This window comes from Acidisoma sp. L85, assembly GCF_009765865.1.
GTDB lineage: Bacteria > Pseudomonadota > Alphaproteobacteria > Acetobacterales > Acetobacteraceae > Acidisoma.
The window spans coordinates 68971-91997 of sequence record NZ_LMUQ01000006.1 but is presented as its reverse complement, the minus strand read 5'-3'; the positions used below and the strand labels follow the sequence as shown (position 1 = coordinate 91997).

General features: G+C 65.5%; 20 protein-coding genes and 1 pseudogene. 4 read left to right on the top strand and 17 right to left on the bottom strand.

Going from position 1 to position 23027, the window contains the following annotated elements:
* Window positions 1-268: 268 nt before the first annotated feature.
* From GSQ83_RS00980 to GSQ83_RS00965, 4 genes are all read left to right on the top strand, one after another.
* Complete coding sequence (locus GSQ83_RS00980; RefSeq protein ID WP_158800845.1) at window positions 269-1867, top strand: lysine--tRNA ligase; 1599 nt, start codon at window positions 269-271, stop codon at window positions 1865-1867.
* Window positions 1868-1947: 80 nt separating this feature from the next.
* Complete coding sequence (locus tag GSQ83_RS00975) at window positions 1948-2175, top strand: hypothetical protein (protein ID WP_158800844.1); 228 nt, start codon at window positions 1948-1950, stop codon at window positions 2173-2175.
* A 125-nt stretch (window positions 2176-2300) separates the two neighbouring features.
* A complete protein-coding gene (locus GSQ83_RS00970) occupies window positions 2301-3482 on the top strand; it encodes a multidrug effflux MFS transporter (RefSeq protein ID WP_158800843.1) in 1182 nt (393 codons plus the stop codon).
* Window positions 3483-3495: 13 nt separating this feature from the next.
* A complete protein-coding gene (locus GSQ83_RS00965; RefSeq protein WP_158800842.1) occupies window positions 3496-4248 on the top strand; it encodes a gamma-glutamyl-gamma-aminobutyrate hydrolase family protein in 753 nt (250 codons plus the stop codon).
* 10 nt (window positions 4249-4258) lie between these two features.
* Here the strand turns inward: GSQ83_RS00965 and rodA are convergent, their stop codons facing one another.
* The 17 genes and pseudogenes from rodA to GSQ83_RS00885 form a co-directional block, all read right to left on the bottom strand.
* On the bottom strand, window positions 4259-5413 hold the full coding sequence (gene rodA / locus GSQ83_RS00960; protein WP_158800860.1) for a rod shape-determining protein RodA: 1155 nt from the start codon (window positions 5411-5413) through the stop codon (window positions 4259-4261).
* 10 nt (window positions 5414-5423) lie between these two features.
* The gene (mrdA, locus tag GSQ83_RS00955) at window positions 5424-7307 is read right to left on the bottom strand and encodes a penicillin-binding protein 2 (RefSeq protein WP_158800841.1); all 1884 of its coding nucleotides are present in this window, start codon (window positions 7305-7307) and stop codon (window positions 5424-5426) included.
* Between the two features lie 28 nt (window positions 7308-7335).
* Window positions 7336-7881: a hypothetical protein gene (locus tag GSQ83_RS00950; protein ID WP_158800840.1), complete on the bottom strand. Its 546-nt coding sequence runs from the start codon at window positions 7879-7881 to the stop codon at window positions 7336-7338.
* Between the two features lie 3 nt (window positions 7882-7884).
* Window positions 7885-8829, bottom strand: a complete 945-nt coding sequence (mreC, locus tag GSQ83_RS00945; protein ID WP_158800839.1) for a rod shape-determining protein MreC — start codon at window positions 8827-8829, stop codon at window positions 7885-7887.
* 267 nt (window positions 8830-9096) lie between these two features.
* On the bottom strand, window positions 9097-10140 hold the full coding sequence (locus GSQ83_RS00940) for a rod shape-determining protein (RefSeq protein WP_158800838.1): 1044 nt from the start codon (window positions 10138-10140) through the stop codon (window positions 9097-9099).
* A 175-nt stretch (window positions 10141-10315) separates the two neighbouring features.
* A complete protein-coding gene (locus GSQ83_RS00935) occupies window positions 10316-11536 on the bottom strand; it encodes a DUF563 domain-containing protein (protein WP_158800837.1) in 1221 nt (406 codons plus the stop codon).
* A gap of 144 nt (window positions 11537-11680) precedes the next feature.
* Window positions 11681-12097, bottom strand: a complete 417-nt coding sequence (locus tag GSQ83_RS00930; RefSeq protein ID WP_158800836.1) for a hypothetical protein — start codon at window positions 12095-12097, stop codon at window positions 11681-11683.
* A gap of 27 nt (window positions 12098-12124) precedes the next feature.
* A complete protein-coding gene (locus GSQ83_RS00925) occupies window positions 12125-12658 on the bottom strand; it encodes a hypothetical protein (protein WP_158800835.1) in 534 nt (177 codons plus the stop codon).
* A gap of 8 nt (window positions 12659-12666) precedes the next feature.
* Window positions 12667-13587: a hypothetical protein gene (locus tag GSQ83_RS00920; RefSeq protein WP_158800834.1), complete on the bottom strand. Its 921-nt coding sequence runs from the start codon at window positions 13585-13587 to the stop codon at window positions 12667-12669.
* Window positions 13588-13626: 39 nt separating this feature from the next.
* Window positions 13627-15744 carry a hypothetical protein gene (locus GSQ83_RS00915; RefSeq protein ID WP_254065432.1) on the bottom strand — a complete coding sequence of 706 codons (2118 nt, stop codon included), beginning with the start codon at window positions 15742-15744 and terminating at the stop codon, window positions 13627-13629.
* 1050 nt (window positions 15745-16794) lie between these two features.
* A pseudogene (locus tag GSQ83_RS30235) lies at window positions 16795-17697 on the bottom strand (hypothetical protein); the annotation flags it as partial.
* 42 nt (window positions 17698-17739) lie between these two features.
* On the bottom strand, window positions 17740-18159 hold the full coding sequence (locus GSQ83_RS00905) for a hypothetical protein (RefSeq protein WP_158800833.1): 420 nt from the start codon (window positions 18157-18159) through the stop codon (window positions 17740-17742).
* A complete protein-coding gene (locus GSQ83_RS30230; protein WP_254065431.1) occupies window positions 18156-18680 on the bottom strand; it encodes a hypothetical protein in 525 nt (174 codons plus the stop codon). The genes GSQ83_RS00905 and GSQ83_RS30230 overlap by 4 nt, the downstream gene beginning before the upstream one ends.
* Before the next feature lie 105 nt (window positions 18681-18785).
* Window positions 18786-19574, bottom strand: a complete 789-nt coding sequence (locus GSQ83_RS30225) for a hypothetical protein (protein ID WP_254065430.1) — start codon at window positions 19572-19574, stop codon at window positions 18786-18788.
* Between the two features lie 27 nt (window positions 19575-19601).
* Window positions 19602-20963 (bottom strand): phage terminase large subunit, encoded by a 1362-nt coding sequence (gene terL / locus GSQ83_RS00895; protein ID WP_158800832.1) that lies wholly within the window; start codon window positions 20961-20963, stop codon window positions 19602-19604.
* Between the two features lie 266 nt (window positions 20964-21229).
* Complete coding sequence (locus tag GSQ83_RS00890) at window positions 21230-22474, bottom strand: sulfotransferase (RefSeq protein WP_158800831.1); 1245 nt, start codon at window positions 22472-22474, stop codon at window positions 21230-21232.
* Between the two features lie 19 nt (window positions 22475-22493).
* On the bottom strand, window positions 22494-22988 hold the full coding sequence (locus GSQ83_RS00885; protein ID WP_158800830.1) for a DUF6362 family protein: 495 nt from the start codon (window positions 22986-22988) through the stop codon (window positions 22494-22496).
* Window positions 22989-23027 lie beyond the last annotated feature (39 nt).

Here is a 23027-nt window from a genome sequence, read left to right as displayed (position 1 = left end):
CAGAAACAGTTTGTCCATGACGGTATCCTCCCGCCATCTCCAGAATCACAATGCGCCGAGCCGAAGCAAGCAATTAATGGGTCCTGACCCTAGATCGTAATGCTAAACGTCCAATAAACGGTAAAAGTTGCTTCAGTAGATTTCCCCCGCGCACCCTCGACGTCGATTGGAAGGCGTCTGAACCGTCTCGTTACTTGCCGATTTCTGCCCAGCGATGTCTGCGTGTGGTCTGATTGACGCCCCTTCGTCCCTTCCATAGCTTCGGCCCATGAGTGACCCCGCACCAACCACTGTCGCAACGAAATTGCAGCCGCCCAAGACCTGGCCCTTCGAGGAGGCGGCGAAGGTCGCGGCGCGGCTCGCTGGCAGCGGTAAGGCGGAGGCGCTGTTCGAGACGGGTTATGGCCCCTCCGGACTGCCGCATATCGGCACCTTCGGGGAAGTTGCGCGCACGAGCTGGGTGCGGCAGGCCTTTACCGCGCTGACCGGCTTGCCGTCCCGCCTCATCGCCTTCTCGGATGATATGGACGGGATGCGCAAGGTTCCGGACAACGTGCCGCAGCGGGAGATGCTGGCGGGGTTTCTGGGACGTCCGCTGACCGACGTGCCGGATCCCTTCGGCACGCATGAAAGTTTCGGCGCGCATAACAATGCAAGACTGCGCGCGTTTCTCGACGGTTTCGGGTTTCAATACGAATTCATTTCGGCGACCGAGGCCTATCGCTCGGGCCGCTTCGATGCGGCGCTGCTGCAAGCGTTGCGTAAGCATGACGAGATCGTGCAGGTCGTGTTGCCGACGCTGGGGCCTGACCGGCGCGCGACCTATTCGCCGATCCTGCCGATCCATCCGCGCAGCGGGCAGGTGATGCAGGTCATCATCGAGTCCTTCGATGTCGAGGCGGGCACGGTGCGCTGGCGCGATCCCGGCGACAGCACCTGGTTCGAGACGCCGGTGACCGGCGGCCATGCCAAGATGCAGTGGAAAGCCGATTGGGCGATGCGCTGGGCGGCGCTGGGCGTCGACTACGAGATGGCGGGGAAGGATCACATCGAGGGCATCAAGCTCTCCGGTGCGATCTGCCGCATCCTGGGCGCCGAGCCGCCGGCCGGTTTCAACTACGAGCTGTTTCTCGACGATCGCGGCCAGAAGATCAGCAAGTCGAAGGGCAATGGCCTTTCGATCGACGAATGGCTGCGCTATGCGCCGGCTGAGAGCCTGTCGCTGTTCATGTTCGGTCAGCCGCAGCGCGCGAAGCGCTTGTTCTTCGATGTGATTCCCCGCGCGGTTGACGATTACCTGGCCCATGTCGCCAAGGCGAAGCGCGACGGTGCGACGGACCCTTCCAACCCCGCCTGGTATATTCATTCCGGTGACGTTCCGGCCGAGATGGGCAGCCCGATCAGCTTCGGCATGCTGCTCAATCTGGCGAGCGTGGTGAACGCCGATACGCCCGATATGCTGTGGGGTTTCATTCGCCGCTACGCGCCGGAAAGCACGCCGGAGACGGCGCCGTTTCTCGCCCGGCTCGTGGCGCATGCGGTCGTATATTATCAAGATTTCGTGCGGCCGAAGAAGGCGTTCCGCGCTCCGAATTCGGTGGAGCGAGCGGCGCTTGCCGATCTGGCGGAAAGTCTTGCGGCCTTGCCGGCGGGTGCGGACGCCGAAACCGTGCAAACCCTGGTCTATGATGTCGGCAAGCGGCATCCTTTCGCCGAACTCAAAGCATGGTTCGAATGCCTGTATCAGGTGTTGCTCGGTCAAACCGAGGGGCCCCGGTTCGGCGGCTTCGTGGCACTTTACGGACGTGACGAGACTATCGCGCTGATCCGCCAGCGTCTGGCGGCAACCGAGGGCGAATCCGCCTGACTTGTCTGGCGCTGGCGCCAACCAACATCCGCTGTGAGCCGGCTCAATGTCCTGAGGCGGCAACAGAAGGGATCATTGAGATGACGCTGATCTCCCCTCGCGCGATTATCCTCGCCACCATGCTGGCGGGCTCCGCGCTTTCATTGTCCGCCTGCGGGCATTCTCCTGGCACTCGCGCGGTGACGGGCGGGCTACTCGGCGCGGGCGCTGGTGCCGCGGTCGGCGGACTTGCGGGTGGCAATGCGGGCACTGGCGCGCTGATCGGCGCAGGCGTGGGCGCCGCGGGTGGCGCGGCCACTGCGCCTTGAGTCGTATGCAGACGATAATGCTAGCGAAGCACGGATGACCCGCACAAAAAACTAGCGCTAACGTCCTCCTGATCCGCCGAAACGGCGTCGCTTGGTGAGGGGAAGCTGTGTCAGAAGGGAAGGACATGACCTTCCCTGTCTGGCTTCCAGCACTCCTCGGTTTTCTCACCGCCGTCGGCTCAGTCTCGATCGATATGTATTTGCCGGCCTTCCCGGCGATGGCGCGCGAACTCGGCAATATCCAGGGCGGCGCGCAGATTACGCTCGCGACGTTTTTCATCGGGCTGGCGATTGGTCAACTGACCTTCGGGCCGCTGGCGGATCGGCTGGGGCGGCGGGCGCCACTGCTGGCGGGGATGTTCATCTATACGCTCGCCACCATCGGCTGCGCGCTCTGCAACAGCTTGCTGATGCTGTCGGTGTTCCGGTTGCTCGCGGCCTTCGGGGGTGCCGCGAGCGTCGTCGTGCCGCGCGCCGTGGTGCGCGACCTGGCGACGGGTCCCGCGGCGGCACGAATGATCGCGCAGCTCATGCTGGTGATGGGGGTCTCGCCCATCCTGGCGCCGGCGCTCGGCGGCGTCATCCTGCAATGGGCGGGGTGGCGAGCGATCTTCTGGTTCCAGGCGGGCTATGGCGTGATCAATCTCACGCTCGTCTTCTTCCTGCTCAAGGACACATTGCCGGAGGCGAGACGGGTGCGGCTCGGCCTGTTTAGCGTGCTGCGGCGCTACGCCATGGTCGGGCGCGACCGGACCTTTCTGCCGAGCGCCCTGGTCGTGGCCTTTGGTAGCTGGACGCTGTTTGCCTATCTCAGCGGCTCACCGCAGGTCTTCATCGACGGCTTCCACGTGACGCCGGTGGTTTACGGCTTCATCTTCGGGCTCAACGGCTTCGCCCTGATCAGCGGCAGCCAGCTCAATGGCAGGCTGGTGATGGCGAAGTTCGGGCTGGACCGGACCTTGACCGCCGCCGTCCGGCTGATGCTGGGCGCGACTCTGGTGCTGGCGCTTCTGGTGCTCCTCCACTGGGATTCTTTCGTGGGCACCATCGCCTGCCTGTTCGTGGTGCTGTTCAGTCTCGGCTTCCTGTTTCCCAATGGCACGGTCGCCGTCATGGCCCGGCATCACGCGAATGCGGGCGTGGCCTCGGCCCTGACAGGAACGTTCCAGTTCACTCTCGGCGCAATCAGCGGTATGCTCGTAGGTCTGATGAGCGATGGAACGTCGCGCCCGATGGTCTTTTGGATGGTCGTTGGAGCGGCGGCAGCGGCGGTGTTCAACCATTTGCGGCCCCGAGGTGTCATTTGATGCGGTACGGCGCGTGAAACTCGGGGCGGAGCCCGCGATCGTCGGGATCGCCGCGCGCTCCTGCCGGCTCGATGGCGCGCTGCGGTACACGGCTTCGGCCGCGCTGACCGAGGCGCTGATGGAAGGCGCCGAACTGCTCCCGGTGATTCTGCCGCTGACAGGGGTCAATCAGACGCTGCTGCTCGATCGCTTGGACGGCGTCCTGCTGCCGTCCGGCACCAGCAACCTGCCGCCCTGGCTCTATAATGGCGATGGCGAGGACTCGGCCGAGTCCGATCCGGCGCGGGATTCGACCACCTTGCCGCTCATCCGCGCCGCCGTGGCGGCCGGGCTTCCGGTGCTGGGCCTGTCGCTCGGCATGCTGGAGATGAATGTGGCGCTTGGCGGCTCGCTGCACAGTCGCTTGCGGGATGTGCCCGGCCGCATGGAGCACGAGTTGAGCAATGTCGAGGATGGGCCGTCCGAGCATGTCGTGCGTCTGACGGGCAACCTTGCGCGCATCTGCCAGGCGACGGCGATTTCAGTGAATTCGGCGCATAGCCAGGGGATTGACCAGCTCGCGCCGCATCTCGCTGTCGAGGCTCTGGCGCCCGATGGCACGATCGAGGCTATACGGGTGACCAAGGGTTCCGGCTTCGCGATTGGCGTGCAGTGGTGTCCGACGGAGGATTATGCGACGCGCAACGACCGGCTGACCTTGTTTCGCGCTTTTGGCGATGCCTGCCGGCAATGGGCGTCACAACGGGAGAGAGCGCTGAGCGCCTGACTGGCTTGGGTCAGCGCCGGCTGGCGAGCGCGTCCTCCGGAAATTCCACGTCGCGATGGACGTGGACGGACATTAGGATGCCGAAGGCGATCATCGCGGTGATGAGAACGGAACCGCCATAGGAGATCAGCGGCAGCGGCACGCCGCCGACGGGGATCGCGCCCATCACCATCGCGATATTGACGAAGACATACATGAACAGATCGACGCTGATGCCCAGCGCCACCAGGCGCCCGAACTGATGGCGGCAGCGCAAGGCGATGAGCATTCCGCCGAGCACAATGAGCAGCAGCAGGAACAGCACGCCGAGGCTGCCGACCAGGCCGAATTGCTCGGCGATAAGATCGAAAATGAAGTCGGTCTGTTTCTCGGGCAGGAAGTCGAGATTGCCCTGGGTGCCGTTCATGAAGCCGCGGCCGAGCAAGCCGCCGGAGCCCAGCGCGATCTTCGATTGGATGATGTTGTAGCCGGAGCCTAGCGGGTCGCGCTCGGGATGCATGAAGGTGAGGATGCGTTCGCGCTGGTAGTCGTGCAGGTGGTGATAGGCCAGCGGCAGGGCGGCGGCGAGGCCGCCGATGACGATCACGAACTTCCACCAGCGCACCCCGGCGGCGAGGAAGATGGCGCCGCCGATGGTGGCGGTGATGACCGCCGTGCCGAGATTGGGTTCCTTCAGGATCAGGCCCACCGGCAGCAGCACGGCGAGCGTCGCGGGTAGCAGGAACAGCAGGTTGCCGATGCGCTCGTAGCTGGCCCGGTGGAAATAGCGGGCGAGGGCGAGCACCAGGAAGATCTTCATGAGTTCGCTGGGCTGGAGCTGGAAACCGCCGACCGAGATCCAGCGCTGCGCTCCCTTGCCGACATGGCCGTAGCGGGCGACCAGCAGCAGCAGAAGGATGCCGAGGGCGTAGAGCGGCCAGGACCAGGTGGCGATGCGACGGATATCGGTCATCGCCAGGGCGACCATGATGACGAAGCCGATGCCGAAGCGGACGAGCTGCTTCTGCGCATAGGGCTCCGGCGAGCCGCCGGCCGCCGCATAGAGTGCGATATAGCCGACCGCCGCGAGCGCCATGATCAGCAGGACATAGAGCCAGTTGGTCTGCCAGACCTTGCCCGCGATGCCGAGCGATCCTTCGCGCCAGAGCCGCCGCTCCATCATGATGGAGCGGCCGTCATGAGGCGCGGACCGAGGGCGTTACGAGGGCGGAGGGCGTCGGCGGCAGCGGGTGGTCCCGCCCGGCCGGATCGAGATGCAGGGCGTCCGTCATGATGTCGCGGGCGATCGGACCGGCGATGTCGGCGCCCGCATTGCCGTGCTCGACAACCACAGAGACGGCGTAGCGGGGCGCGGCATACGGGGCGAAGCCGATGAACAAGGCGTGCGGGCGGAGCTGCCAGGGCAGGTTGAGCGAGTTGAAGCCGTGTTCCCGCGCGTAGCGGCCAACCCGCACTACCTGGGCGCTTCCTGTCTTGCCCGCCATCTGGACACCGGCAAGCCTCAGCCGCGCCGCCGGGGCGGTGCCGCCGGGCGCATTGACCACCGCCCACATGCCTTGGCGGATCAGCGAGAAGTAATGCTCGGACAGCTCCATCTTGGGCCAGTCCTCGGCCACAGCACCGGTCTGCACAACACCCGCGCGCGAACGCGCGACATGCGGGCCGACAGTCCGCCCGGTGGCGATGCGGGAGGCAAGCGTCGCGAGTGCCAAGGGCGTGGTGAGGATGAAGCCCTGGCCGATGCCGCTGATGACCGTATCCCCGAGCGCCCATCGCTTGTGGTGCACCCTCTCGTGCCAGGCTTTGGTCGGCATCAGCCCGTTCTGGACATTGTCCATATCCACGCCGAGATCGGCGCCGATGCCGAAGCGCTGGGCCATGGCGGCCAGCGGCCCAATGCCGGTGCGTAAGGCCGCATTGTAGAAGTAGACGTCGCAGGAATTCTTGATCCCGCCCTTAAGGTCGAGCGGGCCGTGACCGCCTTTTCGCCAGCAATAGAAGCGCGCATTGCCGAGGTCGAAATGCCCGGGACAGGAGATCGTCTCATAGGGTCCGACAGCGCCGGAGGTCATCGCCGCCATCGCGGTGACCGTCTTGAAAGTCGAGCCGGGCGGATAGAGTCCAGCGGCGGCCTTGTTGATCAGCGGCTTGCGCGGATCGGCCATCCAGCTCTGCCATTGCGTGTTCGAGACGCCGGAATCGAAGAGGCTCGGATCGAAGCTCGGCTGGCTCACCATGGACAGCACTTCGCCGTTGCGCGCGTCCATCACCACCGCGCTGGCGCTCTGCCCGACCAGCCGATCGGCGACGGCCTGTTGTAGCGCGATGTCAATGCTGAGGCCGAGATCGACGCCGGGCGTGCCCTCCTGCCGGTCAAGTTCGCGGATAACGCGGCCCACGGCGTTGACTTCGAGCTGCTGGGCGCCGGCGTGGCCGCGCAGGTCGAGGTCGTAAAAGCCCTCGGTCGCCGTGCGGCCGACCCGCATGCCCGGCATGGTGAGGGTCGGGTCCGCCTTCACGTCGGCGTCCTTGGGCGGCCCGACATAGCCGACGACGTGGGAGAGCAGCTCGGATTGCGGGTAGATGCGGGTGGCGCCGACATCGATCAGCACGCCGGGAAGGTCGGGGGCATTGACCTCGATCTGCGCCATCTGGTCCCAGCTCAGGAAGTCCTGGAGCATCACGGGGACGTAGCGCTGATGGGTCCGCAGCTCGCGCAGGATGCGGGCTCTTTCGCTGTCGGAGAGCGGCACGAGCTTGGAGAAGGTGTCGAGCACGGTGGCGGGGTCGTTGGTCTGCTCCACCATGAGCAGCGCGCGCCAGTTTTGCCGGTTGGTGGCAAGCTCCGCGCCATAGCGGTCGAAGATGCGGCCACGGGACGCGGCGAGCAGCCGCACGCTGACGGAGTTGCCGCGCGCCATGGCGGTGTATTTGGCGCCGTCCACCACCTGCATCTTGTAGAGCCGGGCCCCGAGCGCGCCGAAGACCGCGACCTCTGCGCCGGCCACAAGCAGCGCGCGGCGGGTGAAGATTCCGGAGTTGAAAATCTCGCGCTTCATGCTAGCGCCGCGCGGGGGATGGTCCGGCTCACGTCTGTTCCGGCGCGGCCAGGCTGCGATGCGCCTGGATGAAGACGATGGCGATGAGGGGATAGAGGCCGGTGGCGAGGAGGAAGACGAAGAGGCCAGACGCCGGAGGGAAGAAGGTCCAGTCCAAAAGGCTGCACAAGGCCCATTGCAGCGCTGTCGCCACGGCGGCGACGATCGTGAAGATCAGCCAGACGAACAAGAAACTCTGTTTGCCGAGCGGGCGCCGGATGCGCAGCACGAGCATCTGGGTGAGGAGCAGGATCAGCACGGAAACGCCCGGCGGCATCTCCTCCATAAGGTCGGCGAGGAGGCCGAGCACGAAGACGAAGGGTGGCGGGAAGGCCACCGGGCGGAATAGCGACCAGAAAAAGACCGAGGCGAGGGTGATGGCCGGCAGGAGCTGGGCTTGTCCCGGCAAGCCAAAGGGCGCGCCCGCGATGACCATGGCGAAGATGGTGATCGCCCCGGGGAAGCCGCGCCGCGCCGTGCGATCGAGCCGCTGCCCGAAGCTGCGGCGCGGCCGGATGCCCGGTGTCTTCTCCATGGGTCACCGCGGCCCGGCGGGATGCGCGGCCGACACGGCGCCCGGCTTGGGGGTAGTGGAGGCCGGCGCCATCGGCGCGGCGGTACTGGGCGGTGGCTGGACGGGCCGCCCGGCCGGCGCATCGGGCGCCGTCACGCCGGTCAGGTCGTAGTCGAAGAGCCGGAGGATCGCGAGGTGATCGAGATCGGCTTCCGGATGGACCTGCGGCACTTTGTCCGCGTTGTAGTGGACCGTGCCGAGCGGCAGGCCCGCCGGAAACGCACCGGCCGCGGCGCTGGTCATCACGCGCTCGCCTTCGGCGGGTATGGTGCCCTCGGGCCAGTAGCGCAGCACCGGGAAGGCGCCGTTAGTGCCTTCCATGACGGCGCGTCCGCCGCTGCCCTCCAGCACGACGGGGATGCGGCTGTTCATGTCGGTGATGAGGAGCACGCGAGCGCTGCGCGATCCGGCCTCGGTCACGCGGCCGACGACGCCGCGATCGTCGAGCGCGATCTCGCCCTTGGTGACATGGTGGGGCGGCGTGACGCCGACCAGCACCGAGCGGGCGTAGATGCCGCCGCTATCGGCGACCACCGGGGCGGTGGTGAAGGCGGGCGCCTGGGGCGGCATCCAGCTCAGCGCCGCCTTGAACTCGGTATTCTGCGCCTCAAGCGCCAGAGCGGCGGCCTGCCAGCGATGGAGCGCCTCGTTCTCGGCCCGTAGCTGGGCGTTCTCGGCTCTGAGGTCCCAGATGTCGAGCACATCGGTTGCGACGCCGCGCAGGTTGGCTAGGGGCTTCGCCATGGTGCCGTAGATCGGCGCGAGGGTGTCGGCCAGCGCCATGCGGACGCGCATGGCGAGCACGGCATCGGCCTTGCCGATCAGCATGAGCGCGAAAGCCGCCGCGATCAGCACTGGGAGGGACAGCTTCTCCAGCGCCTGGCGGACGGGAATGGACAGCCGTATCACCTGCGCCGCGTCTCCAATCAGGCCCTTACTGGAACCTGGGGGCTATACTCGCCAGCGCGAGGAGAATCGAATCTTAAACCATTGAGAGACGGGCGTAGCTGCCACGCTGCCGGGTGCCAGAGTCGGGGGCTAAAGTACGGCGAAGGCGTTTCACCAATACCAGCCCAGGCGCTCTCACAGTCCGGCCATCGCCGCTCAAATATAGACCGGCAGCTTTAACGTCGCGGTAATAACGTTCCCGCAACTCGCCAGTGAAAGCGTAGCCGCTCAATACATCGACGTAAGGACGTTTTGCAGGCGCTTCATCTCCTCGAGCGCCCGGCCGGTGCCGAGGGCGACGCATTGCAGCGGGTCCTCCGCCACCACCACCGGCAGTCCGGTCTCGTCCCGCAATACCTGGTCGAGGTGGTGCAGCAGGGCGCCCCCGCCGGTCAGGACGATGCCCTTGTCGACGATGTCGGCGGCAAGCTCCGGCGGCGTATTCTCCAGCGCGACCTTGACGGCTTCCACGATGGCGCCGACCGGCTCGCTGAGGCTCTCGGCGATCTGGCGCTGGCTGACCAGCACCTCGCGCGGCACGCCATGCATGAGGTCGCGGCCCTTCACCTCGCGCCAGGGGCCGTCGATGCCCGGCGCGTCGGTCATGGCCGCGCCGATGTCCATCTTGATGCGCTCGGCCGTGCTCTCGCCGATCAGCAGGTTATGGTTGCGGCGGATGTAGCTGATGATGGCCTCGTCCATCTTGTCGCCACCCACCCGGACACTTCGGGCATAGACGATGCCGCCGAGCGAAATGACGGCGACCTCGGTGGTGCCGCCGCCGATATCGACCACCATGCTGCCGGAGGGCTCGGTCACTGGCAGGCCGGCGCCGATCGCGGCGGCCATCGGTTCCTCGATAAGCAGAACCTTGCGGGCACCGGCGCTCTCGGCGCTTTCCTGGATTGCGCGGCGCTCGACGGCGGTCGAACCGGAGGGGACGCAGACGATGATGAGGGGGCTGGCGAAGCTGCGGCGGTGATGAACCTTGCGGATGAAATGCTTGATCATCTCCTCCGCCACCTCGAAGTCGGCGATCACGCCGTCCCGCAGCGGGCGGATGGCCTGGATGTTGCCCGGGGTACGGCCGAGCATGTTCTTGGCCTCCTCGCCGACGGCGAGCACCACCTTCTTGCCCCGGATATCCGCCATGGCCACTACCGAGGGCTCGTTCAGCACCACCCCGCGGCCTTTGATGTAGACGAGGGTATTGGCCGTCCCGAGGTCGATGGCCATGTCGGCCGACATCAGGCCAAACAGTCGAGCGAACATCCGCCAACACCTTCCGCATGCAGCAACCGCGGGGGCTTACCTGTGGGGGGCGGTGTTCACAAGGGGTTGGGGGCTCGCGGGCGGCGGGACGGGGTCAAGTCAAGGTAATCCGCGCGGAGACGGGCCGGAGCGTCTCCGCGAATAATAACACCGAAGAGGGCGGCGGGGCAGGCGGTCATTGCAGAACCCGTCTCCAGACCCGTGAAAGAAAGCCACTGGCTTCGACGGCCGGCTTTTCGCGGATAACCAGATGAGTTGTCTCCGCCAGCAGCGGGAGCGGCGATGCGGCCTCCGGCTCAGGCGGGATGGGTGCGGCAGTTCTCTTAGATCGCGCCGCGGAGATGCGGTGCTTTATTTCGACGACGCGACTGAGGATGAGGTCCGTATCCAGGATCCACCCGCGCATATGCGGATCTTCGCCAACGGTCTCAGCGCTGTCAAAGAGATCAATCTGGTACTCTAGCCCCGCCGCTTGCGCGAGACGACTAAAACAAGGATTCAGATAGTGGGACGGAAGCAATTCGTAAAAGATGGTCCCCGGCCGGCAGAAAACGACATTGGTCAATCCTGCGCCATGCGGACCAAGCACGGCGCGTGCTTTGCCAAAAAGGTTAACCTGCTGGGGAACGGAGAGACTTCCCGGCACAACCACCCGGACACCCTCCGCCTCCAGAAGCCTTATCAGCGCCTCTTCATTTTCCGCCGCTCTGTTGGCACTGTCGGTGCGTGCGACATATAGAATCTTCGCATCGACAGGCGTCCCGTCCATGGCCGCCGCAGCGAGGCGATCGTAGACTCTCTGCGCCGATAGCGAAATCTCAAAGGCGGTACTGCCGTTCTGGAATTCGCTATATTCGAGCCGTGGAATGAAATAGTGATGCCTTGGGTCGAGCGCGATCCGCGAGACGCGATCATAGCCAAGGATCTCAAGAATTTCAGCCTGCCACGGCTTAAGGTCGCCAGACAGGAGCGTTATGTTGTCCGGTCCAATGTTGCGAGCTGACCAATCCAATCCTGGAATCGTTTGCACGAGCCAATGGTAGTAATTGTCGAATGAGCGTGCCATCACGTGCTCTGTCACGGAATCCAACTTGATGAGATCCGTCTCAATCACGCAAGCGTTTTCATAGAATTCTAGCGGAACGAGATAGTTTGACTCTCTTATCTTCATCCCATTCTTAAAAAGCGTCATCGCGGCGGTATCGAGGTGCACATTCTCCAAATGGTAGTTGCGGATATTGGCTGAGTGGAGACGCGGGCGAAAGAGATCCGCATAGTCTGGCCGGTCAAAGCCGCGCCCGAGTATTGCCACGGGCGAAGGCAGCGGTTGCGACCGCTCGATGTAATTCGTGCGCGCTGCCACCTGTCCGATTGAAGTTTCCGGCACGGGCGCCATCCTCGTCCTCGCCTCAAGCGTTTCCGAGCCGATAGTCCGTCATCAGACCGATGCTTTGCAAGCCTCGGCCGAGGAACGTGGCGCCGCGATGTCGAGCAGGCCGATCGATGTACATCCTGGCACTATAGGCTCAACTGGCTGTCGTCAGGCCGATGCTTTCGCGAATGGCGCGGCGGCAGCCCCGGCCAAAGCGAGGTGCGTCTTCTGCAGCACCATCTCCGCCACCGCGCCTTCCGCCGGCTGCAGTGCCGCTAACGCAGCCGGCACCTTTGTCGCAACCGTCGCCGCCGCATTGGCCGCCGCTGTTCGCAGCCCAGCGGAATCAGCGACGTCCAGAATGCCCGCGCGAATATCGGCGACAATCGAGCCGGATGCATTCGTCGTAGCACTCTGCACGATGCTGTTCATGTTCGCCATTGACGAGGCCGTAGCGGCACCATTCACCGCCGTCAGATGAGCACGGAGCCACTTCAGGGCGATGCCGATTCCGGCGGTGATCGCCACAGCGGCGACCGTCGCCGCCCCTTCCTCAAAGGGCTGCAAAATGGGCAACCAGTTCATCTCATATCTCCTGTTCTAAAAAGCATCTCAGAGTGTCAGGCCGCGCTGCGAAAGCGCAGTGCTGATAGTGTCCAACACGCGGGTAAGGCCGCCGAGTTGGGCCTCCATCGCAGGCAGGCGATCAACCTTCTGTTCGATCTTGCCGAACTCGGCACGCGCCTCGACCTTGAATTCGTTCAGTGCGGCAGAGAGGCGCTGCTCGACCGCCGCCAGCTCCGGTTTGGTCGCGCTGCCGTCGCGCAACTGATTAACCTGCTGTTGCAGCGCAAAGAGCCCGGTCTGCATCGTATTGGCGAGATCATGCCGCGCTTTCGATTCAACCGCCTGCGCCTTGTCGAGGATCCGGTCCGCATTGTGCTCGACACCGTCGATGCGGGTGCCCATCTCGATGCGTAATGCGCCGATGTCGATGCTCTCCTTGCCCTCCAGCCGCTCGAAATCCTTCTTCGTTTCCGAGCGAAGCTTGCCGTTCTGCCCGACCAGCCAGGCAAGAGCGGATGAGTAGAGAGCGAAGACGGTGACGGTGATGGTAACGACCTCGACCCATTCATTGGCCGTCATGGCGGTTCTCATCCCATGCTATTGCTGTCCTCATCGCGGCTCCGCAGGTAGCGGTCGATCGCGCGCGTCAGGGCGGGCTTGTTGCCGGCGAGTTCCCATACGCCCCAGACATTGCGCTTGATGTCGTGGTCGGGATCGTAGGCATTCGTGGTCAGGATGCCCCAACGATCGACATAGGCGCGCTTGTCCTTTGGCCCGTGCCAGAGATGCTCGATGGTGCCTGGCACGTAGGAGATATTGCCCGCGATGTGGCGGGCGCGGGTTTGCCAGGCCAGCAGCATGCGCAAATAGCTCGCGGAGATGCCGCTCGGCACGCTCTCCGTGACGCGGTTGATCAGCGCCAGCGCCATGTGGTGATCGCCGGCGCCGAGGATGGCGGTGTCGATCAGGCCGCCGGTCCAGTCGAGCGCCTGGCGGGTCGCCGCCCAGGCATAGCCGGGATGGGCGAACTGATAGCCGGCACTGCCGCTCGGGATGATCGGCCGGCCTTCGTGCCAAAGACGGCAGAAGCTGCGATGGGCTTGCAGATGATCGTCGTTCGGCCCGAGATCGTAGCAGTCGGACCAGGGCTGCACGACATCATATTGCTGCAACGCATGGACCGTCTCGACCGCCCACTCGGCTTTGCGGAAGCGGATATCGGCGTCGATCCAGGCGACGTATTTCCAATCGTCCGGCAGCCGCGCGAGCGCCAGGTTGATCAGACGCTCCTTGCACCACAGCGGCGTCCGCGCACGCACGCCGATATGCGTGACGCCCGTCCGCCCCGCGAGGCGGAAGGGCCGCTCGCCATAGGCGCATTCGACGACGGTGAGGCGAACGCCGCTATCGAGCATATGTTGCTCGAAGCTGTCGTAAAGCCGGTCACGGCTTTTCCAGCGAATGGGATTTGCGATGGTGGCGATGACGTGCAGGAGATCGGCGCGCATGAACGGCTGTGTCTTTCGCGATCGAGGGAAAGAGGGGCGTCATCCCGTGCTGTCGCTCAGCGGAATGCCGTAGCTCGTGGCCTGCAGCGGAAAGTCGGTGGTCCAGGCGGCGCCGAGATCGCCGCCCATGTCCCAGCCGGCGGGCCAGCCGATGCTGGAGAAATTGTCGGTCACGGCATCGCCGCGGCCCATCTGCGTCGAGCCCCAAGGGTAGAAAAGCTGCACGTCCGGGCTCGGGCTGGTGATCGTACTGGCAAGCGTGACGAGAAGATGGGTCGCATCGATGCGTGCCGCTGCGATAGCGGCAATGATTGTGCCCGGCGCGGCGACTGTGCCGCCATCCATTGCCGCCCAGCCCGCGCCATTCGCGGCCTGCAACGGCAACCTGATGTCGCTGCCCTGGTCATGCACCACCGTCACGACGATTTCGGTCGAGCTTTGGCGATAGGCATGGGCGATGCCCGGCCCGGCGAGCGGCATGCCGGAGGCGATTGCGGTCAGAGTATCGCCCAGGCCGGCGGCGAGCGCCGCGCGTGCCGCGACATGGGCGCCGCGATGGCCGAAGGCGATCTCATCGGTCTCGTCACGATGTTCCGGATCGCCGCCGGACCATGTGCCATTGACGGCATCGTAGGTGGCGTTGAGCGGGATGCTGTCCGCCGTTTGCGCGGCGAAGACGCTGAGGTTCTGCGTGCTGTCGGCTGCAATGTCGGCCACGCTCTCGCGCACCATCTGTACGCCGGTGTCCGTCTCATAGGGGATCGCGTTCCACATCAGCAGAGGGAGTCGTGCTGCGCTGCGCCCAAGCATGCCGCGTGTGAGCGCCGCGAGCTGTTTGACCGAGCCGGTATACAGCGCCTTCTGCGTATAGGGCGCGGTGGAATCCTGCTCCGTCCACGGCCAGACGATGGCGGCGATGTCGGCGATGTCCTCGGCTGTCGGCACCATCGCGGCGCCGGAGAGATACGCCTGCACCGCCAGCCCGTCCGGCCCCAGCGCCCAGGTCGAGGGGTCGCTGCCATCGCCGGGGTTGACGAGGAAGGTGCCGTTGCCAGCGCCCGGCGGAAACAGCGGCTGCGTGGAGTTGCTGATCGGATGGCCGGAAATCTGAGTGTAGCGCGGCGGATTGATGAAGCTGCCCGAGGCCGCGACGATGATGTTTCCGGCGAGCGTCCCGAGATACCAGCTCAGGCCATTCGCCATGATTTGCGCGGCGCCCGATAGCCAGAAATAGCCCGCATTGCTTTGCCCCATGACGAGCAGGCTGGAACCGCGCCGTGTTCCGAGCGTCCAGCGGCCGCCGCAGGCGATCAGCGTGGTGATGTCGGCGCTGGAGAGCGCGCGCTCCCAGCCCGCCATTTCGTGGAACCACAGCTGCGCGCCGCCTTGCAGGTTCATCTCATGGCCGAAGACGAATTGCCCCGCCGCGCCATTGGGCAGCGGATTGGCGATCGCCGTCGCGACGCGCGTGCCATCGAGCCAAACATCGACGCCGACGCCCGGCGTGTTGCGCAGGATGAGCGCGTGGCTGTGCCGCCGGGTCATCGCCGTGCTCAGTGTCAGAGCCACGCTGGCCGGAAACAAAGTGAGCGTCGCGCCTGTCGAGGATAGCGACACGAGCGTCACGCCATTGCTGCGGAGCAAAGCCACGGGGTTGGCATTGACCTGCAGCGTGCCCTGCCGCCGGTTCGGGCGGCTCCAGACGATCATCCGGGTCCAGGCGAGATTCGGTCCGGTGGCGAGGTTGGTGAGCTGGAGGCCGGTGTCGGGGTCGAGCGTCGGTGCGTAGCTCGCCGGGGAGACTGGGGCGCCGACGCCTCCCAGCAAACCGTTGAGGCGCGGCGTGGCGATTAGGGCGGCCGGCGAGCCGCTGCCGGTGAACCAGTGATAAGGCAGCATCGCCGCACCGCCCGACTTGTCGGGCAGGCTGCCGGCGGTGCTGCCCCAGGCGGTGAGCGCGTCTCCCTGCGCGTCGGCCATGCCGTCCAAGGCTCCGGCGTCCCACCAGCCGGACAGGCCAAGGATGTCGCTGGGAAAAGGGCCGGAGAACGCGCCGCTCCCCGAGGAGCTACTCGAACTGCCCGTGGTCGCGGCGGTTACCAGCAGCGGTCGCCCCGTGGCCGCGAAGAGCGGTCGGCCGTTTGCCGCAAACAGCATCTCAATGGACCTTTTCGTAGGACGCAATGCACCGCGCGAGGCGGTTCACCGCCGCTTAGCTGCGAGACGTTCGTGCTTTGATCTAGGAGGAAGTGAAAATGTGGCCGCTCAGGTGACGGTTACGGCGGCCGTCACGGCTTTCTCCGCGCCGTCCACGCTTTCGACCCAGGCGAAATAGGTGCCAGCCGTCGCGGGCGCGTTGATGAAGGCGGCCCAGAGCGTGTCGCCATTGCCCTCGGTGGCGGCCAGCGTGCCGGTCGCCCAGACCGTGGGCGCGACGGAGGCGCTGCTCGACCAGCCGAACTGCACGCCGGTCGCCGCCGTGCCGGGATGCAGCAGGGCATTGGCGCCGATGCCGCCTTGACCAGCCGTATAGGGGCCGGCCGGCACGAGGTTCCAGGTGAGCGTCGCACTACTGGGGGCTGCCGAGACGGTGATGGCGGCCGAAACGCCGGTGACGCCGGTGGTCGAGGTATCCGCCCAGGCAAAGAGCGTGCCCGCGGCGGAGGGCGTGACGCTCGCCGACCAGGTTCCTCCGGAAACGGTTGCCGCCACGAAGCCGCTGGTCGGCGGGACGGTGCCGGAACCCGACAGCGCGACGCTGACGGAGGAACCGCTCGGGGCAACGGTGCCCGAAAGCGCGAGGGCGGTGCCTGCCGTGCCGGAACCTGGCGCGGTCACGGTGACGGATGCGGTGCCGCCGCCCGAGGCTGCCGCGACCGTGATGGCGGCGGAAACGCCGGTGATGCCGGTGGTCGAGGTCTTCGCCCAGGCAAAGACCGTGCCGGCGGCGGCAGGGGTGACGTGCGCGGACCAGGTTCCCGAGGAAACGGTCGCCGCGACGAAGCCGCTGCTCGGCAGGACAGTGCCGGAACCCGACAGCGCGACGCTCACGGAGGAACCGCTGGGCGAGACGGTGCCCGAAAGCGCAAGCGCGGTGCCAGCCGTTGCGGATCCCGGCGCGCTCACGGTCACCGACGCGGTGCCGCCGGTACCGCCGCCGCCCGGGCCGCTACCGCTGCCACCGCCGCTGGACGACGCCGTATTGGTGCTCGTCACCAAAACGCCCACACCGCCGTCGAGATTGACGAGGAACTTCTCGTTGATCCCCTGGTAGCGGATCTGCGCATCGGCCTGGACGTAGCCGAGCGCCAGCCGGGTCGGCGGATTGTTGATGGTGTCGCAGATCACCGCGAAGGCCGTGGAACCATCCGTGGTGCCGATCATCCCCTGGCTTTGCAGCGCCGAGAGAAACGCCATCAGCGTGCTGCGGATATTGCGCAGTAGCGCGGCATTGATGACGAGACCGACATAGAGGCCCATACCGGCCTCCAGCGTCGCGGCGATGTAGTTGGTCAGCCGCGTGTAGTTGTCGCCGTTACCCGCGCCCACCGCGACAGTGAGCGGATTAGCGGAGGAAACCGGCACCTGGATGCCGTTGACGAAGACGCTCTGGAAACCGCGGACATCATCCACCGCGATCGTCGGACCGGCGCTGCCCAGTGCTGTCGCCACCCGGGTATTGCCGCCGAAATACGCCTGGAACAGGGCGTTGCGCGCCAGCTCATCCAGGCTGCGTGCCGCCTGCTCGCCATTGGTATAGGCGTTCTGCAGGAACTGGCTCGCGATACCAACGCGGCTCGTCACCATGTTGAGATCAGCGGTCGCGGCGTAGAAGTTGAGCGTCAGCGTATATTGCTCAACGCCCCAGCCGGTCGGCGTCAGCCCATTGTCGAGATTGGTGTTGAGTGCGGGCGCCAGCGGCGTCGTCACGCTTGGCTTAAGCCCGGCGCGCGTCTTGGTCAGCGTCTCACCGATGCCGACAGCGATTTCCTCTCGATCGGCCACGGCTCGGTAACCGAGGCGGGATCGCAGGGCTTGCTGGAACTCGCGCTCCAGGAACCCTTGCTGGATGATCGGTTGCAAAGCGGTTGGGAAGTTCTGGATGCCCATGAGGATCCTCGTGCGTGGCTGGTGTGAGAAGGCGCGTCGCGCTTAGAGGCGTCGCAGCAGGGCAGCGCGGGCGATGCGATATTCGTCGTGGCTCATCTCTAAGGCCGCCTTCTGACGCGGCGGCTGGGAAGGCGGTGGCGCGGCGGCGATGGCGCTGGAACCGGAAGCAAACAGCCAAGGCTTCGCCCGCCGGAAACGTTGAATGAGCGCCGCGGCCCCTTCGACCTCGCCGCCCTCCGTCCAGGAAAGCTCTGCCGGATCGATGAGCTTGAGCCCATCGAGATCGACCATGCCGGCGCGCAGCGCCTCGGCCTTCAGCTCGGCGCGAATGAGATTGGCCCGCGACTGTTCGCCGAGCGAGCGTACCTGTTGCTCAAGCTGCGCCGCGCGCATCCGCAACGCCTCCATGGTCTCGCCGGCCGGCGTCTCGGTGGCCGGAAATGTGCCGTCAGCCGTCGTCATGAGGTCTGTGTGTCCTTTGCGATGCTGGAAAGTTCGGCGGCGACATCCGCGATGCCGTAGGTGTCGGCCAGCGAACGGGTCGCCGTCTCCCGGCTGATCAGCCCGGCCGCGCAGAGCGTCTGCAGGGTCTGCGCTTCGGCCAAACGGTCGGCGGGCGAGGACGGATACCAGGGCCGCCACCGCAGCGAGAGCCGGCTACCTTCGCTGATTGGCGGCGCGGCACGCCCCATCACCGTGATGGTGTAGCGTTCCGTCGCCCGCGCGATCATCCGTGCCAGAGGCAGAAGCCCGCTCTCGCCATAGGAGATGCGGAGATTGTCGGCGAGCCAGATAAGCCCTTGGTTCATGAGTTCGAGCGCGCGGCCTGACTGTGCGGCGGCAATACGGTCTGCGCTCGCGCGATTGCCGTGTACGCTTTCCAGCGCAAATTCCCGCAGCGCGCGAACATAATCGATGACCGCATTCGCCGCCGTGCCGCCGATCTCCAGCAGCCGTGCGTCGCCATCCTTGCTGACGACCAAGGCATTGCCGGCACCTTTGATGATCTCGCGATCGGGTGTCGCCGGCTCCTTGATGAGCAGTGTCGGGTCGGAGCTGTATTTCAGCCCGCGACCTGCTTGCGATAGCTAGTAGTCGATTTCGATGCCGGTCTCGATGGCGGCGCGGAACGTCGCGGCCCCATCGATCTCGCCGCCACCTAAGCCCGTTCCGCCGGGCAGGTTGCGTATCCAGACGAGCGGAACGAAGCCGAGATCATGGCTCAACGTGCGCGCGGCATCGATCTCAGGTGCGAGTTCCGCCGGCCAACTGACGGGCCAGGGCTGGAACCAAGTCTCGGCCTCCGCATCCCAGCGGCGCATGAACCAATAGTCGGCGCCAAGATCCTCGATCGCATAGCCCTGTGCCGCCAGCACGGCGCCCTGCACCTTGTAGCGCTCGGTGACGGAAGCAAGAGTATCGGGGGCTTCCGTTTGCCAGACTGGCGTGAGGAAAATGCTGTCGAGCACGGAGACGAAGACGCGGCCCTTCAATATGCGCAGCAGCAACGCCACCGATCCGATCGAGCCACGGATCGCCGCATCGATCATGATCTCGTTAAGCCCAGTCTCCTGCACCAGATCCGCGAAGAAGCCGCGAATATCGGCATCGGGCGAATCGATCGCCGGGAAGTGCCCCTCGCTGAACAGCAGGGCGACACTATCCTCCACCACGATGCGCGGCAGGGCATAACGCACGGAAGGGCGGCGGTCGCGCAGCGGGATATACTCGCCGCTCGCCGAGCGCTCCTCATGAAACTGATAGGGCAGCACGTCGTACAGCGTGCCGTTCAAGGTCCGCCGCAGGAGGTCGAGCGTGGCGACGCGCGGCGGATAGTCCGGGTCGCGCGGAATGAGCGCGCGAATCGTATCGAACATGAGCGGCCTCGCGGATGGGAAGAGTGGTTAGCGCCCGAGATGGGGAATATGCAGGCGTCGCGTCGGCGCATCCGGCGGCAGCAGCGTCATGAAGGCGCGAGACAGCGCATCGACCTGGTCGTCCTTGTTGCCATGCGGGAAGTCCCGTAGCTCATCGAGGAACGGCAGGTTCCAGCGCCCGCGCAGCAGACGCAGATTGCCGGCCTCAACCTGGGCGGCAACGGGCGACGCACGGGTGATCTTCGAGCCTGTTTCCGGCGTCGCCGTCACACGAAAACCAGCTAGGCGCCGCGTCAGATAAGCGACCTGCGCACGCCCCGCCTGGCCTGGATCTTGCGGCAGGGAAATCAGCACCTCCGCGCCATCCTCGCGCGCACTCGCCAAGATCACCGCCTCTACCTCCCCCGGCGAACCGCGCAGGCGCTGCACGTCGGTCACGAGAAGGTTGCCCTCCGCATCACGCTCCAGCCGCAGTCCAACGGTCCAATCCGGATCGCGTCCCGGCCCAGGGATCGCCGCGGCAAGGTCCCAGGCGCGCACTGCCGCGACAGAGTCTTCCGCCGCGTGTTCGAGGGTCGGGATGCGATCGACCAGAAACAGGCCGCCGCTCTGCGGCTTGGGGTCCTGCTGGTAGAGCGCGGAGAAGGTGCGGTCGCCGACGACCAGGCGTTTGCGCTCGATCGCCGCTGCATCTTCCCATTCCGGCCAGAGCGCATCACCCGGCTGGCGACCCAGCGGGTCCTCTGCTTCGGCCAAGGCGGGAAGCCGCACCACCGTCCAGTTCTTCTCGGTGTCGAGGATCCGGCCGCCCAGATCGTCCTGATGCCAGCGCGTCATCACCAGAATGATGCGGCCGCGCGGCTTGAGGCGAGGCACCAGATCGGCGCGATACCATTGCCATGCATGCTCCCGCGCGGTCGGCGAATCCGCCTCCGCAAAGGACTTCACCGGATCGTCGATGATTGCCAGGTCGGCGCGGCGTCCGGCGATCGGTCCGCGCATACCCGTCGCGAAATACTCGCCCCCGCGCGAGGTGCGCCAGCGATGCGCCGCTCGTTCGTCGGGCTCCAGTTTATAGCCCAGTGTGCCCGCGTGCGCCTGTATCAGCTGCCGCGTCCGCCGCCCGAAATGGCTGGCGAGGCTTTCCGTATGCGAAGTGGCGATCATCGCGGAACGCGGATGCGCGGCGAACCACCATGCCGGAAACAAAACCGAGGCGTAGGTCGATTTCGCCGATCCCGGCGGCATCAACACCATCAGTCGCTCGATCTCACCGCGACTCGCGGCATCCAGCTTCGCCAGCAAAAGTCGGTGATGGTCGGCGGGCTTTTGCCCATAGGCCTCAAGCGCGATCTCTGCCCATTCGAGCAGACTGGGAACCACCGCCATGCAGCGTGCTGACCTCCCGGCGTTGGCTACCGGGCGCCGCGAAGCTGCCACCCTGTAAGACTGGATGGTTGGGAATAAATACGCAGCGGCGTGCGGCAAAGAATCTGCGCCGCACGTCACTGCGAGAATGGAATTAGAGAATGCGATTAGATGCCGCTGCCTCGGCGCCCGGTTCAACTCACCGTGCCGCGCAAACCACCATCATACTTATTTCTATACCGAAATATGGGGCGCCCGTCAAGGAAAATGTTACCCAATCGTAAAGACTAGGACGCCTGCGCCTCAGCCGCGATATCGAAATGGGCCGTGTAGTCCAGGAACCGGGCGCGTTCTTGTGTCAGCTCCAACCCATGGTCGCGCAAATTGTAGATGTTCGCGCCGTAGCCACCTCGCGGGCGGTCAGCGACCTCAGCCGCCATCCTTGACGAGGCGTGCTCGTCCAGAGGCATGTCGAAATAGCTATATAGATCCTTGATGGTCCCCAAAGGTTCGCGCGCGAAATCCTTGTACTGCACATGAAAGATGCCGTCGCCGCCGTTACGGCCGGCTGGCGCCGCGGCGATCATGGCGCGCGCACCCTGTTCCCAGCGTGCCGCGACCTGATGGCCGATTTCCTCGCGGCTGATCACGCGGGCAAAGGGGCCTCGCAGGATCTCGGTCAACCGCGCCACCGAAGCCAGCACCTTTGGGGGGTCGCGATGGACGAAAACGATCCGCGCGTCGGGATAGACCGCGCGGACGGCATCGAGCGCGAAAACATGGTCGGGGCATTTTAGCACCCAGCGCGTCTCACCGGCCGCCTTGCCGCGCTGGAACTGCAAATGCTGCAGGAAGCGCTTGTGGAAACGATAGGCGTCGCGGTGCCCCTCGGCATCGAGCCAGGCGAGATATGATGGAATGCGGAAGGTGGTGTCGTAGCGCAGCGACTGGAACACCTGGGCGGTGATCTCGGTGCATTCCTGCGGCATGCTGGCCGAAAGCGGATGCACGCTGCGGAAATCGGGCGCCATCCGCGCGAAGCTTTGTAGCTGGCGTTCGGTCGCCCGGACGCGGCGATCGGCGCCGCGGCGGGGCGGGTAGGGCGCCATCACCTGCCAACAGCTTGGGCTGAGATTTGCGGTGTCGCAATCCAGCAGGCGGTGGAGGAAGGTCGTGCCGCTGCGTGGCAGGCCGGTGATGATGAGCGGCTGGTCGATCGCAACTGCGGCGATCTCCGGTCTTCGCCGCTCCTCCTCCCGCAAGCGGAGCAGGTTGCCGAGACATCGCAGGGCATCCCAGCGCGCCGCTATACGCCCGACCAGCGAGAGACCGGCTTCCCGGTCGAGTGCATCACAGAGCCTGCCCAGGGACTCTCGGACGCGGTTGCTGTCCGCGTCCGTCCCGAATGAGACGTCAGGGGTGCGGGAGAGTGCCGCGTCGATCAGACTGTCGGCTTCGAGGGCGCGGGTGCCCAGGCCGGTTGCCACGGAAAGCCGGTCCGCGAGGCAAAGTATCCGCGTCTCTATCGTCACGCTGTAACCTGGTCCTTAGCTAGGGCGGCAAGCCCGCCGCGGTGAGGCTGTATAACTTGCCTTGCTGGTTTGTGGCAGAGAGGGTCACGGCCCTGGCACGTAGAGCGAGCAGGATAAGGTCGATTCCCGCCATGTGCCAGCGCTGCACGGCCTTATGATCGGATCCCAACATCTCGGCTAGCCGCCGCCAGGCGTACAGATGGCGGCCGGTAAGCGGATGCACCAGCGCCCGGCATCCCACGACGCGGCGTAGCAGCAGCCGATCCTCGGGGATCAGCAGGATCTTGGCGAAGGTCGCGTCCATCCGGCTGATGCGTGCCGCGGAGGGCACCGGCGGCCGAAGTGGTCCATTGTCCCAGCCATAGGCATCGCCCGCTTCGCGGACGAAGGGAAGCGCGCCGCTGCGAAGCGCGGTCGAATAGCCGGAGGGCGGCAAGGAGAGCAGCGTTGCGCCGGCTTCCTCAAGCAGCGCCACCAGCGCCTCAATCTCCGGTGACGTCCGACGTCCGGTCACGACCGGGGCTCCGCCCGTGACTCTGTCGAGCGATCGGTC

Excerpts from the sequence above, each read along its gene's own strand:
- GSQ83_RS30225 (WP_254065430.1), bottom strand. The coding sequence starts at position 19,574 with ATGTTCGATACGATTCGCGCGCTCATTCCGCGCGACCCGGACTATCCG.
- terL (WP_158800832.1), bottom strand. The coding sequence starts at position 20,963 with ATGGCGGTGGTTCCCAGTCTGCTCGAATGGGCAGAGATCGCGCTTGAG.
- GSQ83_RS00930 (WP_158800836.1), bottom strand. The coding sequence starts at position 12,097 with ATGAACTGGTTGCCCATTTTGCAGCCCTTTGAGGAAGGGGCGGCGACG.
- GSQ83_RS00935 (WP_158800837.1), bottom strand. The coding sequence starts at position 11,536 with ATGGCGCCCGTGCCGGAAACTTCAATCGGACAGGTGGCAGCGCGCACG.
- GSQ83_RS00975 (WP_158800844.1), top strand. The coding sequence starts at position 1,948 with ATGACGCTGATCTCCCCTCGCGCGATTATCCTCGCCACCATGCTGGCG.
- GSQ83_RS00915 (WP_254065432.1), bottom strand. The coding sequence starts at position 15,744 with ATGCTGTTTGCGGCAAACGGCCGACCGCTCTTCGCGGCCACGGGGCGA.
- mrdA (WP_158800841.1), bottom strand. The coding sequence starts at position 7,307 with ATGAAGCGCGAGATTTTCAACTCCGGAATCTTCACCCGCCGCGCGCTG.
- GSQ83_RS00925 (WP_158800835.1), bottom strand. The coding sequence starts at position 12,658 with ATGACGGCCAATGAATGGGTCGAGGTCGTTACCATCACCGTCACCGTC.
- GSQ83_RS00970 (WP_158800843.1), top strand. The coding sequence starts at position 2,301 with ATGACCTTCCCTGTCTGGCTTCCAGCACTCCTCGGTTTTCTCACCGCC.
- GSQ83_RS00980 (WP_158800845.1), top strand. The coding sequence starts at position 269 with ATGAGTGACCCCGCACCAACCACTGTCGCAACGAAATTGCAGCCGCCC.
- GSQ83_RS00920 (WP_158800834.1), bottom strand. The coding sequence starts at position 13,587 with ATGCGCGCCGATCTCCTGCACGTCATCGCCACCATCGCAAATCCCATT.
- GSQ83_RS00905 (WP_158800833.1), bottom strand. The coding sequence starts at position 18,159 with ATGACGACGGCTGACGGCACATTTCCGGCCACCGAGACGCCGGCCGGC.
- GSQ83_RS00940 (WP_158800838.1), bottom strand. The coding sequence starts at position 10,140 with ATGTTCGCTCGACTGTTTGGCCTGATGTCGGCCGACATGGCCATCGAC.
- GSQ83_RS00950 (WP_158800840.1), bottom strand. The coding sequence starts at position 7,881 with ATGGAGAAGACACCGGGCATCCGGCCGCGCCGCAGCTTCGGGCAGCGG.